Below are 18,936 nucleotides of genomic sequence, written 5' to 3'. Positions count from 1 at the left end.
TAGATCAGTCGAAAACACGCAATGGTTTTTATGCGTCTGTAAAGCGATGAGGAGGCCCAGGGGCTTGTCCCGAGGAGGTTTTCACGAGGTCTTTTGACTTTACGCCCACATCGGCCGGGTCCTCAATCATGGGCACTGCCACGAAACCGGGGAGCCTCACATGACCGCTCGTGCTCGCCTCACCATAATCCTCGCCCTTTCCTCCATTCCTGTCTTCGCGGGGGCCGCCGAGGAACGGGTGACCTTTTCCGTCGACGGCCTGACCGTCGTCGGCACGCTGAACTTGCCAAACGGAGTGGACAACCCCCCTGCAATCCTGCTGCTGCATGGCTTCACTGGTAGCCGCGACAAACTCGAGATCCCGGCGGTCGGCGAAGGCATCTACAAGCGCGCCGCACGGGCTTGGGCCGAGCAGGGCATCGCCAGCCTGCGCATCGACTACCGCAACAGCGGCGAGAGCGACGGCGACTTCGCCGATTCGACCATGAACGCCCACGTGGCGGACGGTCTTGCAGCGCTTGACTGGCTGGCGCAGAACCGCACCGTCGACGCCAGCCGCCTGGCGCTCGTCGGCTGGAGCATAGGCGGCGCAGTGGGTGCGGCGGTCGCCGCCCGAACCTCGCATTCGCTCAACGCTGTGGCTCTCTGGGCACCGGGCACGAACATGGCTTCCGCCATCGCCCTGATGTTCGGCGTGGAGAGGTTCAAGCAAGGGTTGGCTTCTGGCGGGGAGCCGGTCAAGGTCACGTTGCCTTGGGGCGCCGAGATAGCGCTCAAGTCCGGCTTCTTCGAAAGCCTCTACGCCATCGATCCCGTGGCTGAGATCACCCGCTATACCGGTCCGCTTCTGGTGGCGGTGGGCACGAAGGACGATGTCGTCTTTCCCCAGCCGATCTCGGGCCAGATCCTGCTCGACTACCATACGGGCGAGGAAGAACTTTTCGTTCGCGACATGGACCACGTCTTCAACGCGTTCGCAGGCGTCGAGCAAGTCGACGAACTGATCGAAGCAACCGCAGTGTTTGTTGGAAAGAACCTGCGGTAGATGGCGTTCTGCACCGCCGACGTTGGAAAGGCGCCGAGGTCATCGCGAAAACCGCTGCCGTGCCTTGAGCGCTGCTGTCATGATCCTCGCAAAGCATGTATCATGGGGCTTCGGAACGGATTCTTAGGGCTGCTGATCCTCATTGATAGGAACATCCCAGAGCGTCAGAACGCGGTCGGCGAAGTCTAGAATGATTGTCGTGGGTAACCATGACCGTGGTGTCCTTCGTGCCTGTCGCAGCCTTTTTCAGCAGGTCGACAACGTTCCGGCCGATTTCGCGATCGAGCGCAGCGGTCGGTTCGTCGGCCAGCACCACGTCGAGGATTACCCACCAGCGCGCGGGCGATCGCAACGGGCTGTTTCTGCCAGCCCGACAGGTTCGTCGGCAGAAGACCGAGCACATGGGTGGCCGCACGTTCGGCCGATTCCCGACTTGGCGACTGGCGTGGTCTAGCGCGGAGGCTGGTAGATGGGCTCTGACATTGGTAGCAGCCTAGGTGGATCGACTTCCACGGCGAGCGCCAGTTGAATTGCTTTGCGCGTGCATTGCTCTCGCTGAAACAGCGCGGATGATGTAGTGTAATTATTCTGCGGCGAGCGCCAGGTTGCGATGCGCCCGCCCCGAAGTGGAAGCCAGGCTGTGGCCTTCAGCTGAGCTCATATCGGAAGCGCTTTCGGTCGAAGAGCGCGAGGTGGAGGGGCGCGAGGTGGAGCAGTTGAGCGTCGATCTCAGTCGCCAGATCGATCTGCTGAAGCGAGAACTGAGTGAAGCACTCGAACAGCAGGCATCCACTAGCGCCATCCTGCACGTCATCTCCACCTCGCCTGCTGATTTGCAGCCAGTTTTCGATGCTATTGCGTTGCACTCGGCCAGGCTTTGCGCCGCCCAATTCTGCCATGTGTTTAGATACGATGGACAGCTGCTTCACTTCGTTGCGCACCATCGGCTTGAACCCGAAGGCGTGGAGGCCGTCCGACTTCTTTTCCCGGCTCCGCCCGATACAGGAAGTGCTGCCGGTCGTTCGATCCTCAATCGGTCAGTGGAACAGATACCCGACCGGATCACCGATCGTGACTACAAGGCCCATGCCACCCTTGACGCCAAATCTGCAGATTACCGCAGCTTGATCGGGGTTCCCATTTTGCGTGACGGGGATCCGATCGGGAGCATCGTTGTCGCGCGGTCCCAATCTGGAACTTTTCCCGCTCGCCAGATCGAACTCCTTAAGACATTCGCCGACCAAGCAGTCATAGCGATAGAAAATGTTCGCCTTTTCGAGCGCATCGAGAGCAGCAACGAGGAACTCAAGGAAGCACTCCAGCAACAGACGGCGACGGCAGATGTGCTAAAGGCAATCAGCCGTTCGACTTTCAACCTAGACGCCGTGTTGGGGACGCTCGTCGATACGGCGGCCGAGTTGTGCGAGACGGGTCCCGCCCAGATCTGGCGGCGCCAGGGTGATGTCTTTCGATATGCCCAGGGTCGGGTGCTGGACCCACGCTACGAAAAATTCGAGAAGGCCAAGATCATCCGACCCGGTCGCGAGACGCTGGTCGGTCGAGTTGCCCTCGCTCACGCCACCGTTGAAATTGCCGACATTCGAGAGGACGCCGAATACGAAGACAAGGAGGAAGCCGCCCTCGGCGGACTACGCTCAATGCTTGGTGTTCCGCTCCTTCGCGAGGGGCAGATCATCGGCGCGTTCGCGCTGGCACGAACCAGTGTCACTCCATTTTCACGCAAGCAGATCGAACTGATCGAGTCATTCGCTGATCAGGCGGTGATTGCCATCGAGAACGCCCGGCTGTTCGATGAGGTCAAGCTACGGACGGAGGAACTGAGCCGCGCATTGCAGCAGCAGACGGCGACAGCCGATGTGCTGAAAGTCATCAGCCGTTCCGCCTTCGATCTGCAGACGGTTCTGGATACTCTCGTCCGATCAGCTGTTTCTTTGTGCGAAGCCTATGACGCCGTGATCTTTCTAAGAGAAGGCGACACGCTACATTTAGAAGCTCATCACGGACCTATTCCAGTCGACTTTCCAGACTGGCCGGTTTCCCGGAGATGGGTCACGGGCAGGTGTGTAGCGGATCGAATTCCTGTGCACGTAACTGATCTTACCGCTGTAGCGGACGAATTCCCTGAAGGCTCAGATATGGCGATCCGGATGGGCCATCGGGCAATTGTCGCCACGCCTCTCATGCGTGGCGAGGACGCGATAGGGGCGTTGGTGATACGGCGCAACGAAGTGCGCCCTTTCACGGATAAGCAGGTCGAGTTGGTTCAGACGTTCGCCGATCAGGCGGTTATCGCAATTGAAAACGTGCGGCTCTTTGAAGAGGTGCAAGCACGGACGGAAGAACTCAGTCGCGCCTTGCAACAGCAGACTGCTACTGCCGATGTTCTGAAAGTCATCAGCCGTTCCGCCTTCGATCTGCAGACCGTGCTCGACACGCTCACCGCGTCGGCTGCACGGCTTTGCGATGCCGACATGGCGGGGATAACCCGGCGCGACGGTGATGCATTCTACTACGCCAGCAGCTTTGGCTTTCCTGACGGTTGGAACGAAGTGACCCGCGCGATGGAACTCAGGGCTGGCCGTAACAGCGTTGTCGGCCGTGCTCTCATGGAAGGGACCATAGTTCAAGTGGCCGATGTTTTGGCCGACCCGGATTTCACCTATCGTGAAGCTCAAAGGGTAGCCGGCTTCCGCACGGTTGTTGGCGTCCCGCTTCTGCGCGAGGGATCGCCGATTGGCGTTCTGTTGATGGGACGGAAAAGGGTGGCTCCGTTCACCTCGGGCCAAATCGAGCTTCTGCAAACCTTTGCCGACCAAGCCGTAATCGCGATCGAGAACGTTCGCCTGTTTCATGAAGTCCAGGCGCGCACCGTGGACCTCGAGGAGGCGCTCGCCTTCCAAGAAGGAACCAGTGGTGTGCTTGAGGTTATCGGCCGTTCTGCCTCGACTTTGCAGCCGGTGCTGGATGCCATCATCGAGACATCTACCGAACTCTGCCGTGCCGACATGGCAGTCATGCGCCTCCTTAAGAACGAGAAGCTCCACCACGTGGCCTCCAGCCGGCGCAACGATCCCGCGCTCTCCCGTCACTCGATCGACAATCCAATCCTCCCGAACGACCGCTCATCGATAGCCGGACGCGTGGCGCAGGCCCGACAGACGATCCATGTTCACGATCTGACGGCTGATCCGGAATACAGTTACCTCGCCGGGATGGCGGGAACCCCGGTGCGGACCGCTCTCGGTGTTCCTCTGCTACAGGAGGGAGCGGTCGTGGGCGTCATCGCGCTGCTGCGCAAGCAGGTGGAGCCGTTCACAGAACGCCAGATACGTTTGGTGCAGACGTTCGCGGATCAGGCTGTCATTGCGTTCGCCAACGTGCAACTTTACGAAAAGCTGGAGACCCGCACGCGGGAACTGGCGCGGTCGCTGGACGATCTTCGCGCGACCCAGGACAGGCTGATACAGACGGAGAAGCTCGCATCGCTGGGCCAATTGACAGCCGGTATTGCGCACGAGATCAAAAACCCGCTCAACTTCGTCAATAATTTCTCCTCGATCTCCGAGGAACTGGTGGAGGAACTGACGGACCTGCTCGTGCAGGCACCGCTCGACACGGCGTTGCGAGAGCAAGTGGCCGAACTCACCGGACTTATCAAAGGCAATCTGGACAAGGTCGTCCAACATGGCAAACGGGCCGATTCCATAGTCAAGAACATGCTGATGCATTCGCGTCAGGGCACGGGCGAGCATCGTCCGGCCGACATCAACGCCATCGTGGAGGAGAGCCTGAGCCTGGCTTATCACGGAGCACGTGCCGAGCGGAAAGGCTTCAACGTCACGTTCGAGCGCGACTTCGATCCGGGCGCGGGTGAAGTAGATGTGTTTCCGCAGGAGATCACGCGCGTGCTTCTGAACCTGATCTCCAACGGCTTCCATGCAACCGGCAAGCGAGCGGCAGAGCTTGTTGGAGACGGCTATGAGCCGACCATTACGGCCGCGACGCGAGACCTTGGAGATCGCGTCGAGATCCGGATCCGCGACAATGGAACGGGAATTCCCGACCACGTGCTGGACAAGATGTTCAATCCCTTCTTCACCACCAAGCCCGCCGGGGAAGGCACGGGGCTGGGCTTGTCATTGTGCCACGACATCGTCGTGAAGCAGCATTCCGGAGGGATCGAAGTGACGACAGAGGAAGGGGTGTTCACAGAGTTCCGCATTGAGCTGCCGCGCAACGCCGCCGCTCTGGCGCTACAGGGGAGACAAGAATGACCTTGCTCATCCTGGTAGTCGACGACGAGCCTGACGTTGAATCGCTATTTCGCCAGCATTTCCGGCGCGATATCAAGACGGGACGCTTCATGATGGATTTCGCATTATCGGCGGCCGACGCACTGCACATCATTCGTGAGACGGTGGAAGCGAAACTTATTCTCATCCTCTCGGACATTAACATGCCCGGCATGACTGGGCTGGACCTCCTCCCACTGGCCAAGGCCGTTCGCCCCGAGGTTCCCATCATCATGATCACCGCTTATGGCGATGCCGAAACGAGACGCGTGGCGCTCAATAGCGGAGCCGAGGCATTGCTCACCAAGCCGATCGATTTTTCGGCCCTGCGCGGCGAGATCGAAGCACGCATCGGTCTCGCGGGATGACAGCCCAGATCCTCGTCGTCGATGACGAACCCGACCTCGAATTGCTGGTCGTTCAGAAGTTCCGCCGGCAGATAAGAGCCGGCGACATCGGCTTCCTTTTTGCTCACGATGGGATCGAAGCGCTAGGTATGATCGCCGATCATCAGGACATCGACATCGTGCTAAGCGATATCAACATGCCACGAATGGATGGGCTAACGCTTCTGGAGCGGCTGCAGAACGAGGAGAGCCCCCTTTCCACCGTAATCGTCTCGGCCTATGGTGACATGGCCAACATACGCACGGCGATGAACCGCGGCGCGTTTGATTTCCTCACCAAGCCGATTGATTTCTCCGATCTCGAGATCACGATCGCCAAGACGCTGCGCCACCGGGAGATTTTGCGGGAAGCGCGGTACCGGCAGGCGGAAGCCGAGCGGGCACATGCCTCGCTATCGCGATATTTCTCGCCCAATCTGGCGCTGAGGCTCGTTTCTTCGACAGATGGTGTCGATTTGGCTGGGCAGCGCCGTGAAGTAGCTTCACTGTTCACCGACGTGGCGGACTTCACCAGACTCGCCGAGTCGCTCGAGCCGAATCTTCTCAGCGAATTGCTCAACGAGTATTTGGTCGGAATGACTGACGTCGTTTTCGCTCATGAGGGGACGGTAGCGAAAATTGTGGGCGACGCCCTGCATGTTTTATTCGGCGCGCCGACGGACCAGCCGGACCATGCCACACGCGCCGTTGCCTGCGCACTTGATCTGGACGCATTTGCCGAGGAGTTTCGCCGGCGTATGTTCACAAAGGGAGTGGCACTCGGGGCCACACGAATCGGCGTCCACGCGGGACCGGCGATCGTCGGTAATTTTGGCGGTGGTCGGTTCTTCGACTACACCGCCTATGGTGACACAATCAACACGGCGGCTCGGCTCGAAGCTGCGAACAAGCAACTCGGAACCCGTGTGTGCATCAGCAGCGTGGTCGCAGACCAGGCGGAAGGTTTCATGGGCCGCCCGGTAGGCGATCTCATGCTGAGAGGTCGCATGACGCCTCTGCGGGCGTTTGAGCCTTTGCGACCGGATTCAGAGGACAACTCGGGAGTGGCGACTTATCTTGCGGCGTTCGCGAGGCTCGAGACCAAGGATCCCGGCGCAATCGCAGCATTCGCTGCCGAAGTGGGACTGCGCCCCGAGGATCCGCTCGCGAGCTTTCACCTCAAACGTCTGCTAAACGGCGGGAAAGGTATACAAATAGAAATCTAATAAGTGGTTCCCGCCTTCCCGATCCGCTGGCGAGGCGACACATTACACCAACAGTATGATGGCGAAGGAGACCGGCAACAGCAAAAGCGCCGTCAGGCGCATCGTCCCTCGCCAGATCAGCTCGTTCTTGACGAAGTTCCGGTGGTCCTTGACGAGGATCTTTTCGATGGCTGCCATGTCGCTCACGACCAGCGTCGGCCAGCCTGCGAAATTGGCGGTGACGAGATCGCCGTAGTCCCGGGTCGCGTTGACGAAGAAACCTAGCTGGTCTTTCGCGAAGTCGAGCATGTTGCCGAGAAGTGGCAGCCCCTTCGGTCCGGGTGGCTTGCCCGTGCTGCTGCCAAGCTCGCGATGGAATTCCTGTGGAAGCGAGAAGGTGGACACCTCCGGAAACCTCCTTCGCCCAAATCGCGGGGGAGCACACCTGAGGGCTTGATTCTGGTCCGTTTCTGTTTCGATTCCTCAATGTTCCTGTGCATCGAGGCCGATTTGGATAACGGCGGAGGTTTCCGGAAGTGTCCAGGTCATTTCGGGCGTCTCGCGCTCGGTTGATTTCCAGCCTCTACTGTATTTACGCTCCTGCATTCCTGCCACGCAAAAATGCGTAGGTCTATTGGGTTCTAGATTCCCAGCGAACGCACCATGACAGCGTCTTGTTTGCCCTTGAGAGTCAGGGGATAGGCTTTGCTTGCCGATACATCGCAACTGAGGGCGTCGAATGCCGCAGTGCTGATCAATATCTGCCCTGCACCTGCCCGCGACTGGATACGCTTGGCAACGTTCACCGGGTCGCCCAACGCGGTAAAATCTACCAGGAATTCGCTGCCCACGTTCCCGATGTAAGCCAACCCAGCATCGATCCCGATACCCACGGGTATCCACGGATCTTGCGGATATCCAAAAGCACGCATTAGAGCCAGCCCGGCATGCGTCGCTTTGTTTTCGAACTCTTCGCCAGCAAAACCTGAAACGAAGAATGCCATTACTTCATCCCCGATAAGTTTATCTACAGTCGCATCGTAAGCAATCAGAATCTCGGTAGAGACTCTGTAGAACCTGTTCAGCAGTTTGGCATATGATGTTGGGCCAAGATCTGCTGCCAGTGCTGTCGATCCACGTATGTCGGCAAACAGAACAACTGCCTCAACCTCTGCACCACCCCTAGGCATTTTCTCGCAGCACAGTGTGCATATCCGCGGATTTTTCCTGGAAGGACGGAAACCGGCAATTCGGCACACACTGCCTCCAAACCCACCGAAAGGATTGTTGCATATCTTACAGCGCGGATGGCCGGGTAGTAGCCGCATTATTCGCTTCAAATTTTTCAGCGATCGCGCAGAGTGGCCTTGCGTTAGTATTTCACGCCACTCTTCCTCGTGCTGATCTTCTATGCCGGCAACATTCGACATTTTCGTTACCTCAGATGAGGTAAATCTTAGCGCGACTAGGACGTCAGCATTCCAACAAGCAGATACCCACCCCACAGCATCAGAAAGGTTCCTGCTGCCTTGCTTACCAGATCTCCGCGAGGCAGCAGCTTCTCGATTGCCACGAAGCCTGCAAGAGCGGCAATCCAGTAGAGATTCATAACGCCGCCGACGAACAAGAGCGCCATGAGTGACCAGCAGCATCCGAGACAATAGGAGCCATGCTGGAGCCCCATCCGGAACGCGCCCATAGCGCCGGGGCGTCTGCTCCTAGTGATGAACTCAGCCGGAGAACGACAATGCTGAAGGCATATGTGTTTGAGCGTAGAAAACTGGAACAAGCCTGCTGTAATCAGCAGCAAAGCCCCAGGAACCGTGTTGATGAGCGTCATCATCGTTGAGGATACGAGCCCCCACGTTTCCAGCGCATGGTGTAGGATCGTGGCCATGACGCTAAACGCTGCCCACGCTGTGAGATACCCGGACAAAAACACAGCTGATAGTGCAGGTGCATGGCGAGCGGCGGCTCCTCGCCGTAAAAGCGCCGAATACAACAACACGGTTGGCGATGCGCTCGGTAACATCATGGCGATCATCATGATCCACCACATGAGGAAGACGAGCAGCATGTAGTCTGTGCTCCAGGACCCCGGAACATCGCTACTCGGCATGTCGCGCATGCCGTCCATCGCGGTCATTTCGAGTGCGCTCATCTTCATGCCGATGCCAGACACCGTATACAGGCTAGCAACACCGAACAGCGTCGCGATCAGCATGGCGACGACCAGTCTGTCTCTCCGCAGCAAGCGCTCGATGCCGCCCGTCTGTTCCATCGACTTCGATCAGGTCATGCTGCTTCGAGGACACCTTGGTTGGACAGATGTATCTCCACTATGTGCACGTGGCTGTCGCGGTTGTTCGCGAGATTGATTGTTCCGCTTGTCTTGGTCGTCCCTTTTGCCATTTCAGCTACGTGAAACTCGAAACCGTTAGGGAGATTGATCCGAGCTCGGTGCTCGGCGCCGGTCACAGGATTCGTAATCGGGTGGGCCTCCGTTTCGAAGACACCGCGCACATTGATCCGGCCCGTGCGGGTTTCGAAGTCCATCTCGATATCGATCGGTCTGTAGAGAGTTTCGAGCTTGCTCGGGGACATGGCAGAGAAAACCCACCACATCGTCGCCATTTCTTCGGTATCTTCACCTGTCATGATCCGATAAAGCGCATCGCGCTGCTTGGGCGTGGCATTCTCGTCGATTATGATCTGCATGGTCCCATTTCCCTCGTGGATTGGGCCAGGCCAACGAACGACGAGTGCAGATTTGGTCCCGCTGAGATCAACATCGCCGAAGTGGCCGGAATCAAACTGGAAACCGGCAACGGCTTCGCAGTTTCCATGCGTAGGCAACGCCATGAACTGACATGGGCATCCGGTTGCGCAATTGCAGTTGGCCAGTTCACGGCCGTGCACTTCCCAAGGTGTCATTGGAGATCCTCCCACGAAATTGCCGCAACGTAAGAATACCAGATAAGTTGACCTCAAACCATAGGATCTGAGACCTTTTCAAACGCGACCTCCGGGTGAACTACGTTATCGTCGAAAGAGCGGTTGGGCGGTGGAAGTGCTGCTTAACAAAGGCGGCACTCCAGCAAATCCGGTCCCGGGGTTGTTGTGCCTGGTCGATCAAGAAGTTCTGAGGGAAGGCTGCCTTCCGAAGTGACCGGGCTCGATCCCGGTTGCGAAAAGCCCTCCTTGGCGATCCGGGCTTCCCCCGATTCGATGCCTCGTGGACTAACGTTTCTGGCGCGAGACCGCCACTCTTGTGAACTCTGACTTCGCTTTTGTTGCAAGAGAGCGATGAAAAACGCTGGTGCCGATTAGGGGAAATCGCCACCAGCGCTTCGGGGTCGGCTCCCGGCGATAGATGCCGGGTCCTGGAGGCAACGCGCGAAAAGGGGACGGTTTTCGCGGGAGATGCCTCCAGGATCGGTCGATGCGGAATGGTGCGAACGTGTCCGGTCGCAGCATGCATCAGAGGCCGTTCACGTCCTCCACGGTGCGGTGTTCCATGCCCAGCCAGTTGGCTTCGGCCTTGGCGATGATGCCGGCCTTGTCCTTCTTGTAGGCCTCGAACACATCGGCGTTGAGGAAGAGGTAGAGCTTGCCGTCGACGACGTCGGCGAAGCGCGGACTGCCGTCCAGTTTCAGGCCCTTGGCGACGCCGAAGGCGCAGAAGCCGCCATATTGCGGAATGAAGGCTACCGGATCCGCCGCGAACTGCTCCATCGTCTCTTTGGACGAGAAGTAATAGGCGACATTGTCATGCACGACCGTGAACTTGGCGTGGCCGGGGGTCACATCCAGGCCGGTGATCAGCGCAACGGAATCGTTGCCGCGCAGGGCGACGCCCTGGCCGTCAACGGTGGTGCCGGTCGAGACATTGTATTCGTCGGCGGCCAATGCGGCCGACGCTGCGGAGATCGTGCCGATGACACAGGCAATCGCCATGATGGTGTTCAGGTTCTTCATGTCAGTCTTCCTTTCGGTTTGCGCCACACGGGCTGTGGGGTGAAGCCGCCGGCGACATGCCGTCGGCTCGATCCGCCGGACGTCCGGCGGCTCCGGCGCGCAATCGGGTCTCGAAAGGCGATTGCGGCGCCGAACTGATCGGACCGGCCGGAATCCGGCACGACCGATCCCTTGACGGCGAGGAGGTCCTCGCCGGCCGCGCCTGCCCGAGCGGGCCGGCGGAAACTGGTGGTGCTTGCGCGGCCCTAGAGGCCGAGGTCGCTCAGACCCGGATGGGTTTCCGGACGCGGCCCGAGCGGCCAGTGGAACTTCCGGTCGGCAGCGCCGATCAACGCATCGTTGATGCTGGCGACGCGGCGGCGCATCAGGCCGCGCTCGTCGAACTCCCACAACTCGTTGCCATAGGAGCGGAACCAGCTGCTGCTATCGTCGCGCCATTCGTAGGCGAACCGGACTGCGATGCGGTTTTCGCGGAAGCCCCAGAGCTCCTTGACCAGGCGGTAATCGAGCTCGCGATCCCATTTCCGGGCGAGGAAGGCGACGATAGCGTCGCGGCCCTGCAGGAACTCGGCACGGTTGCGCCATTGGCTAGCAGGTGAGTAGGCGAGCGCGACGCGTTGCGGGTCCCGGCTGTTCCAGGCGTTTTCGGCGAGCCGGACCTTGCTCTCGGCGTCTTCGACGCGGGTGAAGGGCGGCAGCGGCGGGCGTTCGGGTTCCATCGTCAGTGTCCTTCTGCATTGGCGAGCCGGGCTCGCAACTCTACGTTTTCGGTTTCGAGCGAGGCGATGCGGTCGCGCAGCGGTGTCATCGCCGCGGCGATCTCGGTTTGCGCGAAACGGGGTGTGATGTGCCGGGGGCAGTTCCAGTCGAACGCGGCGAGGCGCAGCACGAAGACGCGCTCGGGTCTCGCCTTGCAGTCCGGCTCCGCGACGAGCGCCGCGAGGTCGCCGTCGATCGGAACCGTCTCGACATAGGCGTAGATCTTGAGGCGGGCGCGGGCGGGGTAGTCGACCAGGATCAGCGCCGCGCGGGCGTCGGCGGCGAGATTGCCGGCGCTGATATACTGGCGGTTGCCGCGATAATCGGCGAAGGCGAGCGTCCTGTCGTCGACGACCCTCAGGAAACCCCGGGGACCACCGCGGTGCTGGACATAGGGCCAGCCGGTTTCCGAGGCGGTGGCCATGTAGAAACTGTCGCGCGCCGCGATGAAGGCTACTTCATCAGCTGTGAACCTGTCGAAGGTACGATCGGCCCTGTAGTCCCGGTAGACCCGGTCGCTGCCCGCGGCCTGCTGCTCCGCGCGGACGCTGGGTGTCGTGGCGATGTCGAGAAATCCATAGGGCATGGCGGTGTCTCCGGGGCGATGGCGGGCGGGTCGGGGAAACTCGCCCGCGTCTTGCGTCAGGCGGCTTCGGCGGCGCGGACGACGGGGAAATCGATCTCGGTGCCGGCGACCACGTTGAGCAGGTTCGTGAACACGTTCTCGGCGGCGACAGCGATGATCTCGACGATCTGGCCGTCGGAGAAACCGGCTTCGCGGACGGCCTCGACATCGGCGGCGACGACGCGGCCGCGATCGCGAACGACGTTGACGGCGAAGCGGACGGCGGCGTCGGCCTTGGCGTCGCCCGACCGGCCCATGCGGTTCAGCGCGATCTCCTCGCTCGAGATCTTCGCCATGTTCATGCCGAGATAGCTGTGCGCAGACAGGCAGTAGTCACAGCCATTGACCTCGGCGACGGCCAGCGCGATGCGTTCGCGCGTCTTGACGTCCAGCGCCTTGGCGAGCGCGGCGTTGTTGGCGGTGTAGCCCTTGAGGGCGGCGGGGCTGGAGGCGATCAGCCGCAACATGTTCGGCACCACGCCGAGCTGGCTCTGGACGGCGTCGAGGATCGGTTTGGATTCGGCGGGGACATCGTCGCGCGCCGGGATGGTCAGACGGGGCATTGCTGTTTCTCCTTTCGAGTGCCGGAACCCGGTGGGCTCCGTTCGAAAGGAGGATTAGTACATTCCAATTTCGGGGATAATCGCCTACTATCGGGAATTAGTGTCTCGAATATTGGAATAATGATGGATCGGCTGGACGCCATGCGGCTGCTGCTCAGCGTCGCCGACAAGGGCAGTTTCTCGGCGGCCAGCCGCGAACTGGGCGTGCCGCTCGCCACCGTCAGCCGCAAGATCAACGAGTTGGAAACGCATCTGGGCGCGAAGCTCCTGATCCGCACGACGCGCAAGGTCGCGCTGACCGATACCGGCGCGGCCTACCTGGCCTCGGCGCGGCGCATTCTTGAGGATGTCGAGGAGGCCGAGCGCATCGCAGCGGGCGAGTTCCAGTCGCCGCGCGGCGAACTGACCCTGACGGCCCCGGTGCTGTTCGGCCGGCTGCATATCCTGCCGGTCGTCATCGATTTCCTCGCGGCCCATCCAGATATCAATGTCCGGCTTGTCCTGTCGGACAGCAACCTTCATCTGCTCGACGAGCATGTCGACATGGCGGCGCGGATCGGCCGGCTGCCGGACAGCACCATGATCGCCACCAATATCGGCGCAATGCGGACCGTCGTCTGCGCCAGCCCGAAACTGATCGAGACATATGGCACGCCCGCGCGGCCGGAGGATGCCGCGGCGCTACCGAGCGTTAATTTCGAATTCCTGTCGCCGGCCTCGAGCTGGCCCTTCCGGCTGGCGGAAACCGGGCGGGTCATCGATGTGGACATCTTCCCGCGCCTATCTGTTTCGACGGCGGAAGCTGCTGTCGGGGCTGCCGTCCGGGATGTCGGCGCTACGCGCGTTCTTCACTATCAATGCGCCGAACAGGTTCGCGACGGCAAGCTGCGGATTGTTTTGGATGGCTTCGAGTTGGAGCCCGCCCCAGTCCATTTAATCCATGCAGCACGTGGAAAGCTCCCCTCGAAAATGCGGGTCTTTCTTGATTTCGCGGTTCCCGTTCTAAGGACGAAACTTATGTCGCTGTAGTCATCAACGCTAAGCGGGCACCCCGATCCGTTATCGTGTATTCTTGATGGAGCGCTTCCGGGATCAGGCAGCACTCCGGCAAATCCGGTCCCGGTTTGATGTCCCTGGCCGATCACGAGGTTCCGAGGAAAAGCTGCCGTCTGATGTGTCGGTGGCGCGCCACACGAAGTCTTGCCTCGCCAGGACGGCTCTGTTGCAGGTCATGCTCGCGGCACGCTGCCGCCACTCGGGGGCACTGATACCGCGTGGCTCTATCTGAGGCGCCAATTCCCCTCTCGCGAGAATCGTTCGGCAGCTTCAGAGAAATCGAAGCGACGCAAATGAATGCGGGCCGATGGGCTTGCGAAACGTAGCGTTTAATATATTGAAGGGATAATCTGCATATTATATTATGGCCTAGACAGACTTAAGACACTTCCTCTGTCAATCCGGCCTATTCGTGAGATCCACGAACAGCTATTAAGTAGCGTAAGAGGTAGAGAGAAGAATCCAGTGGAAATAAGGAATACCCAGAACTGGATTGGTCCCGGAGGATGCGCCCTCCGCGAGGCTATATTTGTTCCTCCGCCCCCGGAGAGGTTATGAACCTTCTGGGCGCTTTGAAAGAGTTCATGCACGCAGATATAGATCCTCCTGTCTTGATTAAGATTGGTTTGATACATGCGCAATTTGAGACAATTCACCCATTGCTCGATGGTAATAGACGCGCAGGTCGGCTTCTTATTACATTTTTACTATGTCAACATGAAGTAATTTTGCGTCCGGTTCTATATATCGCATTATTTTAAGAGAAATCGATCAGAGACGTGCGAGGTGTCAGTCGATTGATATGACCTTCTCCGGCACGAAGTCCACGACGCGCTTGAGCCACTGATCATGCCCTCCGCGTAGCGAGGTTCCGTCAAGCCTCCCTTAAGCCAGCATTGCTTCTACATCCTGGTGAAGGTGAAGCGACGCGGGAGCCGTTTTTGCTCAGCCCTATGCAGCACCGGAAACCACACGTCGGGGTTCCGTCAGCGACTAAGGATTGACGCGCTCGGCCGATAAACCGCATGTAACGTCCAAGTCCCAGGCAACTCCTTGAGGATGGTTGACTTCTTCTTGGAAAGTCGAAAATCGGAGCCGACGACAAGGTCCTTGACCGTCTGCGAAACAAGGATTTCGTCGTCTTCGGCGTGACGGGCGACGTCGGCGGCGGCATTGATGGCAACGCCAGTCCAATCGTTGCCGCGACGTTCGCTCTCGCCGGTATGGAGGCCGATACGGCTGACACATCCTGCCTTGCCAAATCGCTCCACCAGCACGATCGCAAACCGCACCGCCGCCGTCGGACTTTCGAAGGCGGCCACGATCAAATCGGCGGCTTCTGTCAGCGTATTGCCGCCGTAGGAGCGGATCTCCTCCGCGAGCGCATTTCGCGGCTTACCGGCAATGCCATCTTCCCCTTGGTGTTGAGAACTGGCCGTGTCCGGCCGAGATATCAAGACGTTCATGTGGAGGATGGTTGCCAGCACACGCGTTGGTGGCGGCATTCTAGGAACTGTCGTCAGGAATAACCGGATCTCGTTGAGCACTTTCTCGGTATCACCAGCCCAGAGAACATGGTCTTCGCCGGGCAGTTCGACGAGTTTCGCCCCATCGATATGCTCTGCAAGAAACCGTCCCTCCTCTATCCGCGCCCAGCGATCTCCGATCCGGTGCAGGATAAGGGTCGGCACGTGAATGGCGCCGAGGATGCTTCGCACATCGGTGCTAGCACCCCACCGCCACAGTGCGGTCGCGTCTTGCGGGCTGGCGGATGCGCGCAGAAAGCCGGCAAACCATTCAGCTTCCGCAGGATCGTCAGCCAAACTGGGAGCGCCATCCACAAGATCGAAAGGACCACCCCAATTGCGCTCGACCTCGGCGATCTCTTCCTCCGTTTCCGCAACAGTTGGACGCCATGGGTAGTCTTTAGCCCACAGGCCCCGCGCGTAGGATCCGCACAGCACAAGCGCAGACGTCCTTTCAGGATACGTTGCAGCAAATAAGATGCTCATGCCGCCGGCTTCAGAAGAGCCAATCAAGGCGGCCCGCTCCGATCCCACAGCATCCATGACTGCCCGAATGTCTTCGGCCCGATCCCCGAGGGTTGGAGAACCGACGTCCCGGTCCGACAGACCGGTCCCGCTTTTATCGAAGCGGATCAAGCGCGCGAACGAGCCGAGGCGTTGGAATATGTGAGCCATCCTTGGATGAGTCCAGGCGAAATCAAGGTTCGAGACCCATCCTGGAACCCAGATGACATCAATGGGACCGCTACCGGATACCTGATAGGCGATGTTCAACCGCCCGCGTTTGGCATAGCGGGTCGGCGGATGAGAAGGCGATTGCTCAAGCGAAGGTGCCACGAAGGCGGATTCGGTCGCCGCCTTCCGGTCCGCATCCGCCGCCCCGGAGGCAACGGAGAGTGTGCGGCTCTGACGCCGAGCTCGAATGGCACGCACCAGATCGAGTGTGGCGCGCTCGGGCCGAACGTCCAGTTCTGTCGACAAGAGGACCTCCAGCCGCTTGAACATTCGCAACGCTTCGGTGGTCCGGCCTTGGGTCGCGTAGATGCTCATCAAGCGGCGATGGAAGACTTCGTTCAGTGGATCAAGCGCGAGTGCACCGCTCAGAAGTCTCGCCGCTTCGCCAGTTCGACACTCGGCCTCGGCGCGATCGGCAAGTTCTTCGAGAAGGCCGAGTCTCAGCACCAGCCATCGCTCACCCTCGGTGTTGCACCAATTGTCGAAGTCGGTCGAGAAGCCCCGGAGACCTTCCAGGAAGGTGCTCTCAGTGGGGATATCCTCAATCGTCAATCCGCGCTGGGTCTGGGACAGCGACATGATCCGCCCCGCATCCGTTGTTACAGCATCTTGCTGAATCGCAACAGTATCGCGGCTCGCGCTGATGACACGATCCGCCTCTTCGCCAAGGCTCTTCCTAATGACGCTGAGGGCTTGGCGAAGGCTTGCTCTCGCAGCGCTGTCGGTGGCGTCCGGCCAGAAGAGGGCGGCGAGCCGGTCTCGCGACAAGTGAACCCCTGGATGAAGCGCTAAGTAGGCAAGCAGAGCCCGCGCCCTGCGCTCCTGCAGCGCGACTGTCCCACCATGCCCCCAGCTGAAATCCGGCACACCGAGAAGACGGACATGGAGGATGTCCTTTTTCGATTGAGGGCGATTTTGCATTTCGTTGACGATCAGACCCCGTCACTCGTTGCGGGCTTGCTGCAGCCTCTCGCTTGGAAACACTTCAACAAGAGGACCCAGCAAATGTATCCGACCTACGATCAAAACCCAATTGCAACGGAACACATGCTCCGGGAACGTCTCGCGGCAGACGTGGCCTTCATCGACGGCAAGCGACCCCATCGGCTTAGCTCACAAGTAGGATGGTTGGCCCTAACAGTGGTTCTGTTGTTTCTGGCCCTGGGACTTCTTGGATAGATTGCTCGGCTGTTAGCATCTGGAGCCGCAGTCATCGGTAGAGAAGTGGATTGACGCTGACGCCGCGCGTGCATCCATTCCGATCGTGGCTTCCGCCGCGCGATCATCTGGCGATTGTGCCATATGCCGGTTGATGCTGTCCGAACGCGCTGCGCAGCGTTTTAGCGAGTGCGAGCGCGACGAGCAGAATGAATGTGCAATTTGCCGCGCCATACAGAGTCACTGGTGAGCGTGGATATTCCCGCTGCTGTGGGTGGACAGCTGATCGGCGCTGGCGCTCGCCAGTGAGCTTCTATGGCCGATTGGGGAGAGCCCCCGTTTGATTGTCGTATCCGACTCCGAAGCATTTGCAGACGTTGAAGCGCCGGGTTCATCCTGCCTCGGCGGCCGGCTCTGCGCTGTGTTGAAGCCTGAGATCTTGTCAATTAGGGCAACGACGCGGGCATCATCGAACACGTTCTCCGGCCCCTGCGGCGCGATGTCGATGACGGGGCTCTCTTAGAGCAAGCCGGGCTCCATCGCCCCACGCTCGATCAGGTGATCGACAATCATGTCGATGAACTCGATTTGCTCGGCTGTCGCGATCCCCTCCGCGAGGAACTCGGCGAAGGCCGCGTACACCGCTTATCGGTCGAAGCCGACGAGGGAGCGGACGAAGCGGCCGAAGCCCTCGCTCGTCTCGCGGGCGCGTTCGATCGCGCCGGCATCGGCGACGCGCAGACGGCACCGCCGCAACCAAGTTCTACACGGCCGGTCTTTCGGAACGAGTTATTGCCGAGACCATGGGTTGGGAAGAGCAGAGCGTCTCGAGGATTATCCGGCGCTATGTGGGTCGAGCGGCGGCAACTCGAGCCGCGATTGAGCAGCTCGCCAAGGGCAGATCGGGAACGTAGCCTGTAAAACAGGCTGTAAAACCGTCCCTCCCACCGGAGGCCGACATGGCTCTAACGCATTGAGAAGTCAGCTGGAGCGGGTGAAGGGAATCGAACCCTCGTATGCAGCTTGGGAAGCTGCCGTTCTGCCATTGAACTACACCCGCAGCGTCTCATTGAATCGTCCAACCAGGTCGCGCTGTCAAGCGGCATGCCTTCACGCGCCGGAGAGGACACGCGAAGGTATCCGCGAGGTCCCGGCCGGACCGTTTACCAATGGTTCACCATCTCGGCAGAATCGCGAGAACGCGAACGCGAATAGGGCATTAACGGTAGAGTTGCAAAGTCAGGAGACTGTCATGCTGCGAACTCAGGGAATTCCCGTTCGGGACGACTTAAATGTGGATGCATACGAGGTTTGGCGGGCATGCAAGGACGTCGAACGGCTGGTCTTCATATTCCAGTCGAACCGGCAACGCCCCCCGGCCGAACTCGAAAGGCTGCAGGCCTGGGTAAAGAAAATTGCTGCTGCAAACGACATAAACCTGCACAGCCAGTAAGATCACGCACGAGCGCTTCCAAGGGCTCCAACGGGATGAACCCGCATTTGGCAAGAGCGACGTCGAACGTGCCTGCTTGACGGGTCCGGTACGGGAGACCACTTGTGCCGGAGTTCTCGCCGATCCACCCGGAG

The 18,936-nt window shown here is 59.7% G+C and carries 16 protein-coding genes, 1 tRNA gene and 1 pseudogene; 7 read left to right on the top strand and 11 right to left on the bottom strand.

Annotated features, from left to right (window positions below; all coding sequences use genetic code 11):
• Positions 1–160: 160 nt before the first annotated feature.
• The 4 genes from ABGN05_RS01885 (at position 161) to ABGN05_RS01870 (ending at position 6,970) form a co-directional block, all read left to right on the top strand.
• On the top strand, positions 161–1,045 hold the full coding sequence (locus tag ABGN05_RS01885; protein WP_367952292.1) for an alpha/beta hydrolase family protein: 885 nt from the start codon (positions 161–163) through the stop codon (positions 1,043–1,045).
• Between the two features lie 626 nt (positions 1,046–1,671).
• A complete protein-coding gene (locus tag ABGN05_RS01880) occupies positions 1,672–5,340 on the top strand; it encodes a GAF domain-containing protein (protein WP_367952291.1) in 3,669 nt (1,222 codons plus the stop codon).
• Positions 5,337–5,726, top strand: coding sequence for a response regulator (locus tag ABGN05_RS01875; protein WP_367952290.1), 390 nt, complete (start codon positions 5,337–5,339; stop codon positions 5,724–5,726). The genes ABGN05_RS01880 and ABGN05_RS01875 overlap by 4 nt, the downstream gene beginning before the upstream one ends.
• Positions 5,723–6,970, top strand: coding sequence for an adenylate/guanylate cyclase domain-containing protein (locus ABGN05_RS01870; RefSeq protein ID WP_367952289.1), 1,248 nt, complete (start codon positions 5,723–5,725; stop codon positions 6,968–6,970). The genes ABGN05_RS01875 and ABGN05_RS01870 overlap by 4 nt, the downstream gene beginning before the upstream one ends.
• A 42-nt stretch (positions 6,971–7,012) precedes the next feature.
• Here the strand turns inward: ABGN05_RS01870 and ABGN05_RS01865 are convergent, their stop codons facing one another.
• The 8 genes from ABGN05_RS01865 to ABGN05_RS01830 form a co-directional block, all read right to left on the bottom strand.
• Complete coding sequence (locus ABGN05_RS01865) at positions 7,013–7,354, bottom strand: cytochrome P450 (RefSeq protein WP_367952288.1); 342 nt, start codon at positions 7,352–7,354, stop codon at positions 7,013–7,015.
• 236 nt (positions 7,355–7,590) lie between these two features.
• Entirely contained in the window at positions 7,591–8,379 is a 789-nt protein-coding gene (locus tag ABGN05_RS01860; RefSeq protein WP_367952287.1) for an adenylate/guanylate cyclase domain-containing protein, read from the bottom strand.
• 35 nt (positions 8,380–8,414) lie between these two features.
• On the bottom strand, positions 8,415–9,230 hold the full coding sequence (locus ABGN05_RS01855; protein WP_367952286.1) for a DUF2182 domain-containing protein: 816 nt from the start codon (positions 9,228–9,230) through the stop codon (positions 8,415–8,417).
• Positions 9,231–9,244: 14 nt separating this feature from the next.
• Positions 9,245–9,883, bottom strand: a complete 639-nt coding sequence (locus tag ABGN05_RS01850) for a DUF1326 domain-containing protein (RefSeq protein WP_367952285.1) — start codon at positions 9,881–9,883, stop codon at positions 9,245–9,247.
• A gap of 546 nt (positions 9,884–10,429) precedes the next feature.
• The gene (locus ABGN05_RS01845) at positions 10,430–10,927 is read right to left on the bottom strand and encodes a YHS domain-containing (seleno)protein (RefSeq protein WP_367952284.1); all 498 of its coding nucleotides are present in this window, start codon (positions 10,925–10,927) and stop codon (positions 10,430–10,432) included.
• Between the two features lie 245 nt (positions 10,928–11,172).
• Positions 11,173–11,646, bottom strand: a complete 474-nt coding sequence (locus ABGN05_RS01840; protein WP_367952283.1) for a nuclear transport factor 2 family protein — start codon at positions 11,644–11,646, stop codon at positions 11,173–11,175.
• A gap of 2 nt (positions 11,647–11,648) precedes the next feature.
• The gene (locus ABGN05_RS01835; protein ID WP_367952282.1) at positions 11,649–12,272 is read right to left on the bottom strand and encodes a pyridoxamine 5'-phosphate oxidase family protein; all 624 of its coding nucleotides are present in this window, start codon (positions 12,270–12,272) and stop codon (positions 11,649–11,651) included.
• Between the two features lie 56 nt (positions 12,273–12,328).
• Complete coding sequence (locus ABGN05_RS01830) at positions 12,329–12,874, bottom strand: carboxymuconolactone decarboxylase family protein (RefSeq protein WP_367952281.1); 546 nt, start codon at positions 12,872–12,874, stop codon at positions 12,329–12,331.
• A gap of 123 nt (positions 12,875–12,997) precedes the next feature.
• Here ABGN05_RS01830 and ABGN05_RS01825 point away from each other — a divergent pair, with 123 nt between their 5' ends.
• The gene (locus ABGN05_RS01825) at positions 12,998–13,903 is read left to right on the top strand and encodes a LysR family transcriptional regulator (protein WP_367952280.1); all 906 of its coding nucleotides are present in this window, start codon (positions 12,998–13,000) and stop codon (positions 13,901–13,903) included.
• A 533-nt stretch (positions 13,904–14,436) separates the two neighbouring features.
• Entirely contained in the window at positions 14,437–14,691 is a 255-nt protein-coding gene (locus ABGN05_RS01820) for a Fic family protein (protein WP_367952279.1), read from the top strand.
• Between the two features lie 225 nt (positions 14,692–14,916).
• On the opposite strand, the gene ABGN05_RS01815 is transcribed toward ABGN05_RS01820, so the two are convergent.
• Together ABGN05_RS01815 and ABGN05_RS01810 are read right to left on the bottom strand one after the other, a co-directional pair.
• The gene (locus ABGN05_RS01815; protein WP_367952278.1) at positions 14,917–16,770 is read right to left on the bottom strand and encodes an alpha/beta fold hydrolase; all 1,854 of its coding nucleotides are present in this window, start codon (positions 16,768–16,770) and stop codon (positions 14,917–14,919) included.
• Between the two features lie 1,098 nt (positions 16,771–17,868).
• Positions 17,869–17,991: a type I restriction-modification enzyme R subunit C-terminal domain-containing protein gene (locus tag ABGN05_RS01810; RefSeq protein ID WP_367952277.1), complete on the bottom strand. Its 123-nt coding sequence runs from the start codon at positions 17,989–17,991 to the stop codon at positions 17,869–17,871.
• 101 nt (positions 17,992–18,092) lie between these two features.
• On the opposite strand from ABGN05_RS01810, the pseudogene ABGN05_RS01805 reads away from it, so the two are divergent.
• Positions 18,093–18,263 (top strand): annotated as a pseudogene (locus tag ABGN05_RS01805) (tyrosine-type recombinase/integrase); the annotation flags it as partial.
• A gap of 72 nt (positions 18,264–18,335) precedes the next feature.
• On the opposite strand, the gene ABGN05_RS01800 reads toward ABGN05_RS01805, so the two are convergent.
• Positions 18,336–18,409: transfer RNA gene (locus ABGN05_RS01800), tRNA-Gly, on the bottom strand.
• Between the last annotated feature and the right edge of the window lie 527 nt (positions 18,410–18,936).

The organism is Aquibium pacificum (assembly GCF_040839445.1).
Taxonomy (GTDB): Bacteria; Pseudomonadota; Alphaproteobacteria; order Rhizobiales; family Rhizobiaceae; genus Aquibium; species Aquibium pacificus.
This window is presented reverse-complemented; position numbering and strand designations above follow the sequence as displayed.

What these genes read in the sequence shown, in the direction of transcription:
- ABGN05_RS01885 (WP_367952292.1), top strand. Translation starts at nt 161, where the DNA reads ATGACCGCTCGTGCTCGCCTCACCATAATCCTCGCCCTTTCCTCCATT.
- ABGN05_RS01875 (WP_367952290.1), top strand. Translation starts at nt 5,337, where the DNA reads ATGACCTTGCTCATCCTGGTAGTCGACGACGAGCCTGACGTTGAATCG.
- ABGN05_RS01870 (WP_367952289.1), top strand. Translation starts at nt 5,723, where the DNA reads ATGACAGCCCAGATCCTCGTCGTCGATGACGAACCCGACCTCGAATTG.
- ABGN05_RS01860 (WP_367952287.1), bottom strand. Translation starts at nt 8,379, where the DNA reads ATGTCGAATGTTGCCGGCATAGAAGATCAGCACGAGGAAGAGTGGCGT.
- ABGN05_RS01855 (WP_367952286.1), bottom strand. Translation starts at nt 9,230, where the DNA reads ATGGAACAGACGGGCGGCATCGAGCGCTTGCTGCGGAGAGACAGACTG.
- ABGN05_RS01850 (WP_367952285.1), bottom strand. Translation starts at nt 9,883, where the DNA reads ATGACACCTTGGGAAGTGCACGGCCGTGAACTGGCCAACTGCAATTGC.
- ABGN05_RS01845 (WP_367952284.1), bottom strand. Translation starts at nt 10,927, where the DNA reads ATGAAGAACCTGAACACCATCATGGCGATTGCCTGTGTCATCGGCACG.
- ABGN05_RS01840 (WP_367952283.1), bottom strand. Translation starts at nt 11,646, where the DNA reads ATGGAACCCGAACGCCCGCCGCTGCCGCCCTTCACCCGCGTCGAAGAC.
- ABGN05_RS01835 (WP_367952282.1), bottom strand. Translation starts at nt 12,272, where the DNA reads ATGCCCTATGGATTTCTCGACATCGCCACGACACCCAGCGTCCGCGCG.
- ABGN05_RS01830 (WP_367952281.1), bottom strand. Translation starts at nt 12,874, where the DNA reads ATGCCCCGTCTGACCATCCCGGCGCGCGACGATGTCCCCGCCGAATCC.
- ABGN05_RS01825 (WP_367952280.1), top strand. Translation starts at nt 12,998, where the DNA reads ATGGATCGGCTGGACGCCATGCGGCTGCTGCTCAGCGTCGCCGACAAG.
- ABGN05_RS01820 (WP_367952279.1), top strand. Translation starts at nt 14,437, where the DNA reads ATGCGCCCTCCGCGAGGCTATATTTGTTCCTCCGCCCCCGGAGAGGTT.
- ABGN05_RS01815 (WP_367952278.1), bottom strand. Translation starts at nt 16,770, where the DNA reads ATGTCGCTGTCCCAGACCCAGCGCGGATTGACGATTGAGGATATCCCC.